An 11,995-nucleotide genomic window follows, 5' to 3' on the forward strand; every position below is an offset into this window, starting at 1 on the left:
TTTTCTAGGTTTTGAGGCCGCACTATGGGTATTCAGGTTGAGCAAGTGTCCAAGCGATTTGGGGATTTCCAAGCCCTCCATCCGGTGAGCTTGGAGGTGAAGAGTGGTTCTTTGGTGGCGCTGCTGGGGCCATCGGGGTCAGGCAAATCTACTCTGTTGCGGGTGATTGCGGGGCTAGAGCAGCCGGATACAGGCCGCATCTACCTCTCGGCCCAGGACGCCACCCACAAAACCGTGCAGGATCGCAATGTGGGCTTTGTGTTTCAGCACTATGCGCTGTTCAAACACCTGACCGTGCGGCGCAACATTGCCTTTGCCCTAGAGTTGCAAAAGTGGCCCAAGGAACGGATCAAACATCGGGTCAATACCCTGCTGGAACTGGTGCAGCTCACGGGCTTTGGGGATCGCTATCCGGCCCAGCTATCCGGGGGGCAACGGCAGCGGGTGGCCCTAGCCAGGGCCTTGGCCATCGAACCCCAGGTGTTGTTGCTGGATGAACCCTTTGGGGCGCTAGATGCCAAGGTGCGCAAGGATCTGCGGGACTGGCTGCGGCGTCTGCACAATGAGGTTCACGTCACTACGGTTTTCGTCACCCACGACCAGGAGGAGGCGATGGAAATTGCCGACGACATTGTGGTGATGAACCATGGGCGGGTTGAACAGGTGGGTTCTCCGGCGGAGGTCTACGAAAACCCCGCCACCCCCTTTGTGATGAGCTTCGTTGGGGCCGTCAACGTGCTCTCCCCCGACCCCACATGGAAGGCGCTGCACCACGATGTGCCCAGCCACGGCGAGGTATTTTTGCGCCCCCACGATATCGAGATTTTTGCCACGCCCCAAAGCGGTAGTCTGGGGGCCACGGTAAACCACATCATTCATCTGGGCTGGACGCTGCGGGTCGAACTCACCCTAGACAACGGCCACCCCCTCACCGCCCACATCAACCGCGAACAATACCACCAGCTCGATCTTCAGCCTGGGCAGGCCGTTTACCTCCAGGCTAAGCAGGTGCGCAGTTTCGAGCCGTCCACCAGCTATGGGCGCGTGGCTTAAGGTGGTAGTCTATCTCGAAGTTCCCTTTCTGGATCTAATCCCTTGCTTAGTGGCATCCCTTCCCCTGCCGCTGGAAAAGGCTAATTCTGTCATTGTGCTACTCCTTTGGGGAGGGCAGGTGGTCGCACCCCTAGCCGTCTATCGTCCTGGTTGAGGATATGTTAATGACGCCCCCTCATTTGGTGAGTTAGCTTATTCGATGAAGTCGGTGTTTCGGTCATTCAATAAATAGCTGGTCAAATCGGTGGCTTATCCATATTGGCTGGGCCAACGGTGAAACACACCGTCATCGGGCTTTCCACCCGCTGGGAAGCCTGCCGAATTTCCATCCCCACCACATGGCCGTCGTCGTCGTAGTCGAGGATGAGGTTGGGCGAAAGACGGGCCGTTTCGTCAATGTCGCCGCTGCTGAAGGCAATTTGCAAAATGTCGCGTTCTGGATCGTAGGTAATCTTCATGGGGAGATTGGCCCGCTAGGTGTGACAGCGATTGAATCACCGCCCTTCATCATACGGCCTTTCCTTGGCAAATCATCTTGCCCTAGGCTGGGGGGTTAGCCTGGGGATCACGCTCTTCGCTGGGGCCGCGCACCGGGGGCAGCGTTTCCACCAGCCCCATCTCGAAGGCAATATCGGGGAGATCTCCGGCGATGTATTTCCCTGGCTCAAACATCCGCCCTGGGGTAAAGCACATCTGCCGCAGTTCTACCACCTCCGTCTGGGCAAACATGGCCCGCGACATCCGCCGTTCAATACCCATGGTTGATTCCTCGTGCGCTGTCTTCAGATTAGCGCCAGATGAGTCGCCCTTTCCCCGGTGGGCGATTTCCCTTTGTCCGGCCAGGGGCGTTCTCGACCGATAAGATGTTGCTAAAATAGGCATCCTAACCGGGCCACTGAGTGGTGGGCTAGGTTAGACTAAACCGCTGCATCCGTTCTCCCAACGAGACACCCTATGAACCCCGCCGTTGCGTTTACACTCATTTTATTGTCGCTCATGATGGGGGCTGGCGTGGTCAGTGCGTCCTGGGGGTTTACCCTGGGGCGTCAAGCCCTGACCGGGATTCGCCAGCCCGATGCGCGACCCACCAGTGGCACCCCCGTCAGCCGGGAGGGGAATACCAACAGCCCCGGTGAAGTGGTCTTTGCCAAGGAGGCTGACATTTTGGAGCAGGTGAAGGCCCGGATTAATGGTGGCGTTCAGTAAGCCAGCGGGCGATGCCCCCTATGGCGGGGTACCCTGGGGCGCTGTCACCCTATGCACCTTTCCCTCCTACGCTTCAACCTGGTGATTCCCGACACCTTGCCCATGGCCGCTGTGCTGTCTCGACTGATGGCGGTACTACTGCTGATTGGCATCAATGCCTTTTTTGTCGCCGCTGAGTTTTCGATTGTATCGGTGCGGCGATCTCGCATTAGCCAACTGGTGGCCCAAGGAGATGTGCAGGCCAAAACCGTGCAGCAGCTTCAGCGCAGTTTGGGTCGCTTGCTCTCCACCACCCAGCTTGGTATCACCCTCTCCAGTTTGGCCCTAGGCTGGATTGGCGAAGGCACCATGGCGGTAATTGTGGCCTACGGCTTGGCCCAAACGCCCCTGAGCCCAGGACAAGGGGAAGCTCTGGCCCACACCCTTGCGATTCCCATTGCTTTCTTTGGGGTCGCCTACTTGCAAATTGTGCTGGGGGAACTCTGCCCAAAATCCGTGGCAATGCTCTATCCAGAGCAACTGGCAAGATTTTTAGGGCCACCTAGCCTCACCATTGCCCGCCTGTTTAATCCCTTCATTTGGATTTTGAACCAATCGACCCGGCGCTTGCTGCGGCTGGTGCGAATTGAGTATAGCGACCAGTTTGGCTATAGTCGCCTGACGCCGGAGGAGTTGCAGTTGATCATCCGCACCACCACCGAAACCCCCGGCCTGGAAGCGGAAGAGCGGGAATTGTTGAATAACGTGTTTGAATTTCGGGATGTGACCGCCGGGGAAATTATGATCCCCCGCACCCAAATTCACGCCCTGCCCCTATCGGCCTGCTTTGGCGATCTCCTAGAGGCCATGGCCACCACAGAACACGCCCGCTACCCGGTCATGGGCGATTCTCTCGACGACATCCAGGGCATGGTGGATCTGAAGCACTTGCTCCAGCCCCTCGCCCAGCAGACCATCACCCCCGACACCCCCCTCCAGCCCTGGATCAAGCCCGCTCGGTTTGTGCCGGAATACACCCCCCTCCACGAAATTTTGGCCACCATGCAGCGCACTGGACAGGAACTGGTGATGGTGGTAGATGAGTTTGGCGGCACCGCTGGATTGCTCACCCTGCGGGATTTGACCACGGAGATTATCGGCGATGTGCATCCCCCGGAGGAGGGCGAGGATGCCCTGGTGCAGCGCCTTGATGATCAGTCCTACCGGGTGAAGGCCCAGGCCGATCTCTATGATGTCAATCAGCTTCTGGGGCTAGAGTTGCCCTACAGCGACGATTACCAAACCCTAGGCGGCTTTTTAATCTATCAAATGCAGAAAATTCCTCGCGAAGGGGAAAGCCTAGTCTACGCAGGGCGGGAATGGCGCATCCTCTCCACCCAAGGGCCAAGGCTAGAGGAGATCCTTGTGCGCAGCCTCGATTCGATCCTCTCCCCCACCGCCGATCCGGTGGAGTGACTTGCCCCAGGATCCAGCCCATAAACTGACACATCATCGTCCCCGTTAGTTACCCCATTCCCTAGGCTAGGGGCAACCAGGGCCGAGGTAGGGGTAGGCACGGGCTATGTTCGGTGATTTATCCGATCACCTAAGGGCTACTCCATAGCACTTCCTCTATCCAGAGTATTTTCGGATTTCGTTATCAATCTTCACGAGTTGAAGCATTGTGATAGTATCTGGATGATTTCGCCCCGGCCCACCCAACTCCATCCTCCCACACGATTCCATCCTCCGTATCCCCTCCGCCCACGGTGGCGCTGGGTTTCTGGTTCCCTGGCCCCACGGTCTAGGACGGCTCAACCAAACCTAACCCCTGCCCTAGCTATGACTTTACCCCGCAATCTACCGGATCCGATTCGTGTTGGTGTTATTGGTGTGGGCAACATGGGCCAACACCATACCCGCGTGCTCAGCCGTTTTAAGGATGTCGAACTGGTTGGTATTTCCGATGTGAATGTGGAGCGGGGGCTGGATACCGCTGGCAAGTATCGGGTGCGTTTTTTTGAGGACTACCACGATCTCATTCAGCATGTGGATGCGGTGTGTGTGGCGGTGCCCACCCGGCTGCACCACACGGTCGGGATGGCCTGTCTCCAGGCGGGGGTGCATGTGCTGATTGAAAAGCCCATTGCCGCCAGCATTGCCGAGGCTGAATCCCTGGTCAACGCTGCCGCCGAAACCAACTGCATTTTGCAGGTGGGCCACATCGAGCGTTTCAACCCCGCCTTCCAAGAACTCCATAAAGTTCTCAAAACCGAGTCCCTGCTGGCCCTAGAAGCCCGTCGTATGAGCCCCTATGCCCAGCGGGCCAACGATGTCTCGGTGGTGCTGGATCTGATGATCCACGACATCGACCTGTTGCTGGAACTGGCCAACTCTGAGGTCTCAACCCTCACCGCCAGCGGGGGACGTGTGGCCCATTCTGACTATCTAGACTATGTCACCGCCACCCTGGGCTTTAGCAACGGCATTGTAGCCACCCTCATCGCCAGCAAGGTGACCCATCGCAAGATTCGCACCATCATGGCCCACTGCAAAAACTCCCTCACCGAGGCGGATTTCCTCAACAACGAGATTTTGATCCATCGCCAAACCACCGCCGATTGCTCCAGCGACTACGGGCAGGTGCTCTACCGTCAGGATGGCCTGATTGAAAAGGTCTACACCAGCAACATTGAACCCCTCCACGCCGAGTTAGAACATTTCATCAACTGCGTGCGCGGCGGCGAACAGCCCTCTGTCGGTGGCGAACAGGCGCTCAAAGCCCTGCGCTTGGCCAGCATGATTGAGCAAATGGCCCTGGATGGTAAGCCCTGGCAGTCCATGAACGGCGCTACCGTCAACAATCCAGTGATGAATGGCGTTGTTGTGAATAGCGCAACGGCGGAGGTCGAAGTGGGCGTTTCGGCCTAGGGTTTCACAATCACAGGTGTACCCAATTGAATATGGCTGTAGAGGGATTGGATATCCTTTTCTAGCATTCGCACACAGCCATGGGAGACCGCTTCGCCGATCAGGTTTTCCTGGTTGGTGCCGTGGATGCCGATGTGGTATTCGCCCTCGACCCAAAAGCCAATCCAGCGGGAACCGAGGGGATTGCTTGGCCCAGGCCCAACGGGTTCCTGGGTGATGGGGTGCCGCCACACAGGGTTGACGCGCATATCGCGCACCGCAAACTCGCCCATGGGGGTTTGCCAATCGTCTTGACCCACCGCCACCGAAGCTTGCAGAATCACCTGATCGTTTTGGTAAAGCCGAATTTCGCGGGCTTGCAACGATATTTCAATCCGAGTGTTGGCCGTCAGCAGCCCCTCTGGAGCCTGGAGCAGGGGCGGCATCAAACGATGGATCCGCATGGGTTGAAAGGCGGCATCGGGATGCCAGCCGTTGGGGTAGTAATAATCGCGCCATGCCCCCGCCGCCAGCAGCCCAGCGGCTCCATAGCAGACCAAGATGCTACACCGACGTACCGGAGATGGCTTTTCCATCGAGCCCTAAACCCATACCCGTACCTGTGTCTAGGATACCCCGATCCCTCAGCGAAGGAATCGGCAGCTTGCTATGATGAATGTCCGAGTACGCGTAGGGTTAAGACTGTGGCGGTAAAACCAGACTGGTTACGGGTAAAGGCTCCCCAATGGGAGCGGGTGGGGGCCGTGAAGGCGATTCTGCAAGACCTCGGCCTCAATACCGTATGCGAAGAGGCCTCCTGCCCCAACATTGGCGAGTGCTTTCAGGCGGGAACGGCCACGTTTTTGATGATGGGGCCAGCCTGCACCCGCGCCTGCCCCTACTGCGACATTGACTTTGAAAAGAAGCCCCAGGCGTTGGATCCGACGGAGCCGCTGCGGCTGGCGGAATCGGTGCGGCGGATGGGCCTCAGCCATGTGGTGATTACCTCCGTGAACCGGGACGATTTGGCCGATGGCGGGGCCAGTCAGTTTGTGGCCTGCATTGAGGCGGTGCGGCGAGAGTCGCCCAAGACCACCATTGAGGTGCTGATCCCTGACCTGTGCGGCAACTGGAACGCCCTGGACACCCTTCTGGCCGCAAAGCCCGAAGTCCTAAACCACAACACCGAAACCGTGCCCCGCCTCTATCGTCGGGTCCGGCCCCAGGGCGACTACCAGCGGTCTTTAGAACTGCTGCGCCGCACCCGTGAACTAGCCCCCTCGGTGTATACCAAATCCGGCCTGATGGCGGGCCTAGGGGAAACCGACGCCGAAGTGCAGCAGGTGATGGACGACCTGCGGGCGGTGGATTGCGACATTCTTACCCTGGGTCAATATCTGCAACCTAGCCCCAAGCACCTGCCCGTGGTGGAGTTCGTTACCCCCGACCAGTTCAATACCTGGCGCGACGTGGGTGAAGCCAAGGGCTTTTTGCAGGTGGTGTCCTCTCCCCTCACCCGCAGTTCCTACCACGCTGGGGAAGTGCAGCGGCTAATGGCCCAATATCCTCGCTAACGCCTCACTCAATTCTCACGAAACTGAAGTTCCGTTGATAACGCTTTAGGACAAAAGGACTCTAGGACAAAAGGAGATAACCCATGGGGACTTATCTATCGCAGCGGTCAGGATGGCTGAACCGATTGGCGTTGGTGTTGATAGCGGGCTGTTTCGTCGGGTTTGCCGGGGTTAGCCCAGTGCAGGCCAATCCAGGTCAGCCCCGCCCCGCCCGCCTCACCTTGGCCCAAGCGGAGACTTCGATTCCCGATTCCCTGCTGACCTTGGTGAATGCCGAACGCCAGCGAGCTGGAGTTGCCCCCCTGCGCCTGAATGACAAACTGGCCACCGCCGCCCAGCGCCACGCCGAAGATATGGCCGCAACCCGCAACCTTAGCCATCAGGGTTCCGATGGGTCTACGATGCGTTCGCGCATTGATGCCACAGGCTACGGCTGGATGGCCATTGGCGAAAACGTGGCCATGGGCCAAACCAGCCCCGAAGCGGTGATGCGATCCTGGATGAACAGTGCGGGGCACCGTCGCAATATCCTCAATCCCAACTTTCAGGAGCTTGGGGTGGGCTATGCCGAGGGTGGCGGACGCCCCTACTGGGTGCAGGTGTTTGCCAAACCTCGCTAGGCACCAGATCCATGGGAGGACAAGAAATTCGGGGAATGGAAGGATGTTGCTACCCCGCCACGCCTAGAAAATCTCAGGCAAAAGGGTCAAAAAGTGGTCCTTGATACAACTAACCCCTAGGAATTTACCAATTCTTAAGGAACGCAGGTGAGACGTTGTTCCCCTGAGTTTTTTTGTGGTTTTGTCGTTTGTTGTTCCATCTGCTCCCGTTCCATCCCTGAGAGATGCCCCGCCATGATTGATCGCCGTCGTCCTTTGCCCTTGTCCCGTCGCCAAGTGGTGCGTGGTCTGTTGGCCACCTCGGCCTTTGGCCTCACCGCTAAGTTTGGTACCAGTTGCGCCCAGCCTCCCACTACTGGAGAAGCCGGAGCCACCGGAGAAGGCAGTGCCCCCATTGAGGAACTGGTGGTGGGGTTTATCTACGTTGGCCCCAAGGATGACTTTGGCTATAACCAAGCCCACGCCGAGGGGGCAGCGGCGATGGCGGCGAACGTGCCCGGTATTCGCTTGGTGGAAGAGGCCAGCGTCCCTGAAACCACCGCCGTGGCCGAGGCCATGCGCAGCATGATCGAAATTGACGGGGCCAAGGTGCTGTTCCCCACCTCCTTCGGCTACTTCGATCCCCACATTCTGGCCCTAGCGCAGGAGTTCCCCGACGTGCAGTTCTTCCATGCCGGAGGGCTGTACCAGGATGGCGTCCACCCCAATAACGTGGGGAGCTACTTCGGCTATATCGACGAAGCCCAGTACGTCGCGGGCGTGGTGGCAGGGCATATGTCCAAATCGGGTCGCCTCGGCTTTGTGGCGGCGAAGCCCATTCCCCAGGTGCTCCGCAACATCAACAGCTTTACCCTGGGGGCGCGTTCCGTGAACCCAGAGGCCACCACCCAGGTGATCTTTACGGGGGACTGGGCGTCTCCGGTGAAGGAGGCCGAAGCCACCAACAGCATGGCCGACCAGGGCATTGACGTGATCACCTGCCACGTAGACAGCCCCAAGGTGGTGATTGAAACCGCCGAACGTCGGGGCATTTTCTCCTCCGGCTACCATGCCAACCAAGGCCCCCTGGCTCCCAAGGGCTACCTCACCGGGGCCGAGTGGGATTGGTCGAGTATTTACACCTCTCTGGGGCAGCAGTTCATGGAGGGCAAAACCCTGATGGCTGGGGATATTCCCCACATTCTGCGGGGTGGCCTAGCGGACAATTTCTGTAAGCTCTCCCCCTACGGCGAAGCCGTGACCGCCGAAGCCCAAACGGCTGGTGATGCCGCCATGGCTGGAGTGAAAAGTGGCGATTTGATCATCTATAACGGCCCCCTCAACACCAACGACGGTAAGGAAATTCTGCCCGCCGACAAGGGCTTCTCCATTGAGGACATCGAGCTCGAAAAGATGGACTACCTGATCGAAGGCGTCAACGGTTCCGTCAGCTAGGCGAGGCATCTAAACCTATGATTTCTACCCAACCCTGGCGGCGTTCCCTCGAAGCCGTCGTCATTCCAGCGGCAGCGGTGCTGGTGGCGCTGATGATCTTTGGGATCTTCTGCGCCCTGGCCGGAGCCAACCCCTTTCAGGTGTACGGATCTATCTTTCGAGCGGCCTTTGGCAGTTGGAGTGCTTGGCAGAATACCCTGCTGCGGGCCTCGCCGTTGATGTTGACGGCCCTCTGTACCGCCCTGCCCGCCCGCTTGGGCCTGGTGGTGATTGGCAATGAGGGAGCCTTGGTAATGGGTGCCCTCGCCGCAACCCTGACTGGGTTGTGGCTGGGTACAGCTATGCCGGGATTTCTGGTACTAGTAATCATGGCCCTGGCGGCGATTTTGGCTGGGGGGCTGTGGATTATGGCCGTCGGTGCCCTGCGGCACTATCGCGGCGTCAACGAAACTATCAGCAGTTTGTTGATGAACTACATCGCCATCGCCCTCCTCAACCACCTAGTCCAGGGGCCGATGCGGGATCCTAGTTTTGTCTCCAAGCCCTCCAGCTTCGAGATTGTTCAGACGGCTTGGCTGGGCAACCTACCCACCACCCGCATTCACTATGGTCTGATCTATGGCGTCATTGCCTGCATCCTGGCTTACGTGCTGATGCAGCGCACTACCTTTGGCTTTGCCGCCCGCACCGCCGGAGGCAATGTCCGCGCTGCCCGCATGGCCGGGTTGCCCGTGGGCAAGCTCACCTTGGCCATCTGCTTTTTGGGTGGTTCCTGCGCCGGATTGGCGGGCATGGTAGAAATTGCGGCGGTGCAGCGGCGGCTGAACGAGTCCATCGTCTCCAACTACGGCTATGCCGGGATTTTGGTGGCCTTTGTGTCGCGCCATAATCCCCTGGCGATGGTGCTGGTGTCGGTGCTGCTGGGGGGTATTTTGGCCAGCGGTGGCATTTTGCAGCGCTCCCACGGCCTGCCCGATGCCACGGTGATGGTGTTCCAAGGCATCGTTTTTCTCTGTGTGCTGTTCAGCGATTCCCTCTACGGGCGCTTCCCCATTTTCCAAGATCGTCCAGATCGAATTGCCCCCAGCCCCAGCGTTTCGGCGTAGGGCTTGTCGCTATTCGCTACACCCTGGGGATCCCCCTAAATCCTCCTTGGAAAGGGAGACTTTGAATTCGATCCATCCTTCAGTAAGGAAGTAAGGGGCGGTTTGAGTCCAGTTCCCCCCTGCTCAAGGGGGGCTAGGGGGGATCCACTCATCTTGCAACCAGTCCTATTGTTCCATCCTCAAGAGGTTTATCTATGGCGGCAGAAGCGTTGGGTTGGTGGGGGGTTCCCCTGGGCATTTTGGCCGGTACCCTGCGGGGCAGCGTACCGTTCCTGTTTGTCAGTTTGGGGGAATGTCTGACTGAAAAAAGCGGCAAGATTAACCTGGGCCTAGAGGGCACCCTACTGATGGGGGCCATGAGCGCCTACGCCGTTTCTTACCTCACTTCCGGCACCGTTGGCCCTGTCCTGTCCCCATGGCTGGGGGTGTTGGTGGCGGGGCTGGCCGGAATGGGACTGGGGGCCATCCACGGCTGGCTTTCCCAGCAACCCAGGGTGAACGATGTGGCCACGGGCATCGCCATGATTATCTTTGGCGGCGGATTGGCCAATTTCCTGGGCAAGCCCTTCATTCAGCCCCAAGCGCCCCAGTTGCCCACCCTAGGGGCCGGAAATTGGAGCAGTATTCCCCAGGTGCAGTCGGCCCTGCAAATTAGCCCGCTGTTTTTGCTGGGGGTGGCGGTAGTGCCGCTGATGAGCTGGTTTTTCAAGTCCACCCGCTGGGGGCTGTATGTGCGGGCGGTGGGCGATAGCCCCGAAGCGGCTAAAGCGATGGGGATTTCGATTTTTAAGGTACGGATGGCCAGCATTGTGATGGGCAGCTTTTTGGCGGGCATCGGTGGCGCGTCCCTGTCCCTCTACTTCCCTGGGGTGTGGACGGAGCGCATCTCCAGCGGCCAAGGCTTGATGGCGGTGGCCCTGGTGATTTTCGCTCGCTGGCAGCCCTGGCAATGTCTGTGGGCGTCGCTGCTGTTTGGTGGTGCCCAAGCCCTCGGCCCTGCATTCCAATCCGTCGGCATTGATGCCTACTACTACCTGTTCAATGCCGCTCCCTACATTTTGACCCTGGCAATTATGATTCTCACCTGCTCTCCCAAGCAAACCCTAGCCGGAGCCCCCGGAGCCCTGGGCCAGGAAGACTAACGCTAGGCAGGCTAAGAGTAATCCAATGAATAAAGCGTCCCGTCTTGGCCCCATCCTTAATCCCCTTCTCCTTCACAATACCTTCGCCAGATTAGGCAGAGTTAGGGTGGCTAGGCGCGGGATGAATACGCCCTAAGTTGGCGAAGCGGTTGAGGGCTTGCGTCCAGAAACTGGGTGTGGGTTTTTGCGGAAGGAGATCGATGAGTTCGGTGACATAGCGGTAGCCGCGAGCGTAGGCTTTGAGATCGAGGATAGAGGCCTCGGTCTGGGAGAGGGGCAGGATTTTGAGGAGGGTATGGGAAAGGCTAACCATAAAGAAGGCGAGATTGGCGGCATTGGTCACGGGGATGGGCTTGACGCTCATGAAGTCCTCGAGACCCCAGAATTGCTTGGCATCGCGGAAATTAAATTCAATCTGAAAGCGCAAGCGGTAATAGTGCACGAGGTCGGTAGCAGCCAAGGTTAAGTCGCTGCTGAAGAGAATGACATGGGCCCTGGCTTGGGTGCGGAGGTTGATTTTTTCGAGGATGACGACATTGAGGGGGTGAGCGAATTGCGCATGGACAGCGGTGCCATGGTACCAATTCGGGTAGTGCATTAATCTACGGGTCAGAGAAAAAACAGCCAAAAACAGCAATCTACTGCCGTAAGGTCTCTAGGGTCGCCTGATTATTCTCTAGCCTGTACGAAATAGGACTACCCCAATTCGTTTGAATCGTGCCCTCGCGCTGACGGGTGGTGGTCTGCTGGATCAACCCGTCGGCGGGCAAGGCCTGGTAGTCGAGCTTCGCGCCATACTTGCCCTGGGGATGGGCTCCGGTATAAGGCTGATGCAAGGCCGAGTCAGCGCGTAACTTAGAAATTAGATACAACGGATGCTGACGCACCATGCAGAGGGCCTTGTTGTTGCCAAAGTGACCATCCAGAACCAGGTACTGCACCGTTACCCAGCCCGCCATCCGTGCCAAGAG

The 11,995-nt window shown here is 58.4% G+C and carries 14 protein-coding genes; 9 read left to right on the plus strand and 5 right to left on the minus strand.

Annotation, left to right across the window (positions count from 1 at the left end; all coding sequences use genetic code 11):
* Positions 1-24 precede the first annotated feature (24 nt).
* Entirely contained in the window at positions 25-1,053 is a 1,029-nt protein-coding gene (locus tag H6G62_RS08770; RefSeq protein ID WP_190494158.1) for a TOBE-like domain-containing protein, read from the plus strand.
* 236 nt (positions 1,054-1,289) lie between these two features.
* On the opposite strand, the gene H6G62_RS08775 is transcribed toward H6G62_RS08770, so the two are convergent.
* A complete protein-coding gene (locus tag H6G62_RS08775; RefSeq protein WP_190494160.1) occupies positions 1,290-1,511 on the minus strand; it encodes a DUF2283 domain-containing protein in 222 nt (73 codons plus the stop codon).
* Positions 1,512-1,593: 82 nt separating this feature from the next.
* Positions 1,594-1,812 carry a hypothetical protein gene (locus tag H6G62_RS08780; RefSeq protein WP_190494162.1) on the minus strand — a complete coding sequence of 73 codons (219 nt, stop codon included), beginning with the start codon at positions 1,810-1,812 and terminating at the stop codon, positions 1,594-1,596.
* 195 nt (positions 1,813-2,007) lie between these two features.
* Here H6G62_RS08780 and H6G62_RS08785 point away from each other — a divergent pair, with 195 nt between their 5' ends.
* From H6G62_RS08785 to H6G62_RS08795, 3 genes are all read left to right on the plus strand, one after another.
* Positions 2,008-2,259, plus strand: coding sequence for a hypothetical protein (locus H6G62_RS08785; protein ID WP_190494165.1), 252 nt, complete (start codon positions 2,008-2,010; stop codon positions 2,257-2,259).
* 51 nt (positions 2,260-2,310) lie between these two features.
* The gene (locus H6G62_RS08790) at positions 2,311-3,714 is read left to right on the plus strand and encodes a hemolysin family protein (protein WP_190494167.1); all 1,404 of its coding nucleotides are present in this window, start codon (positions 2,311-2,313) and stop codon (positions 3,712-3,714) included.
* A 366-nt stretch (positions 3,715-4,080) separates the two neighbouring features.
* A complete protein-coding gene (locus H6G62_RS08795; RefSeq protein ID WP_199324843.1) occupies positions 4,081-5,169 on the plus strand; it encodes a Gfo/Idh/MocA family oxidoreductase in 1,089 nt (362 codons plus the stop codon).
* Here the strand turns inward: H6G62_RS08795 and H6G62_RS08800 are convergent.
* Positions 5,166-5,744, minus strand: a complete 579-nt coding sequence (locus H6G62_RS08800; RefSeq protein WP_190494169.1) for a L,D-transpeptidase — start codon at positions 5,742-5,744, stop codon at positions 5,166-5,168. The two genes, H6G62_RS08795 and H6G62_RS08800, sit on opposite strands and share 4 nt — an antisense overlap.
* 108 nt (positions 5,745-5,852) lie before the next feature.
* Between H6G62_RS08800 and lipA the strand changes: the two genes are divergently transcribed.
* The 5 genes from lipA to H6G62_RS08825 all read left to right on the plus strand — a co-directional run bounded on the left by lipA (position 5,853) and on the right by H6G62_RS08825 (position 11,024).
* Positions 5,853-6,722: a lipoyl synthase gene (gene lipA, locus H6G62_RS08805; RefSeq protein ID WP_190494170.1), complete on the plus strand. Its 870-nt coding sequence runs from the start codon at positions 5,853-5,855 to the stop codon at positions 6,720-6,722.
* A gap of 83 nt (positions 6,723-6,805) precedes the next feature.
* The gene (locus H6G62_RS08810) at positions 6,806-7,342 is read left to right on the plus strand and encodes a CAP domain-containing protein (protein ID WP_190494172.1); all 537 of its coding nucleotides are present in this window, start codon (positions 6,806-6,808) and stop codon (positions 7,340-7,342) included.
* Positions 7,343-7,576: 234 nt separating this feature from the next.
* Entirely contained in the window at positions 7,577-8,776 is a 1,200-nt protein-coding gene (locus tag H6G62_RS08815; RefSeq protein WP_190494174.1) for a BMP family ABC transporter substrate-binding protein, read from the plus strand.
* A 17-nt stretch (positions 8,777-8,793) separates the two neighbouring features.
* Complete coding sequence (locus tag H6G62_RS08820) at positions 8,794-9,882, plus strand: ABC transporter permease (protein ID WP_190494176.1); 1,089 nt, start codon at positions 8,794-8,796, stop codon at positions 9,880-9,882.
* A 194-nt stretch (positions 9,883-10,076) separates the two neighbouring features.
* Positions 10,077-11,024, plus strand: coding sequence for an ABC transporter permease (locus tag H6G62_RS08825; RefSeq protein ID WP_190494177.1), 948 nt, complete (start codon positions 10,077-10,079; stop codon positions 11,022-11,024).
* Between the two features lie 91 nt (positions 11,025-11,115).
* Here H6G62_RS08825 and H6G62_RS08830 read toward each other — a convergent pair whose 3' ends face one another.
* Both H6G62_RS08830 and H6G62_RS08835 read right to left on the minus strand, forming a co-directional pair.
* A complete protein-coding gene (locus H6G62_RS08830; RefSeq protein ID WP_190494179.1) occupies positions 11,116-11,622 on the minus strand; it encodes a transposase in 507 nt (168 codons plus the stop codon).
* Positions 11,623-11,662: 40 nt separating this feature from the next.
* On the minus strand, positions 11,663-11,995 hold a 333-nt coding region (locus H6G62_RS08835), incomplete at its 5' end, for a transposase (RefSeq protein ID WP_190494181.1).

This window comes from Phormidium sp. FACHB-1136 (assembly GCF_014697375.1).
GTDB lineage: Bacteria > Cyanobacteriota > Cyanobacteriia > Phormidesmidales > Phormidesmidaceae > Nodosilinea.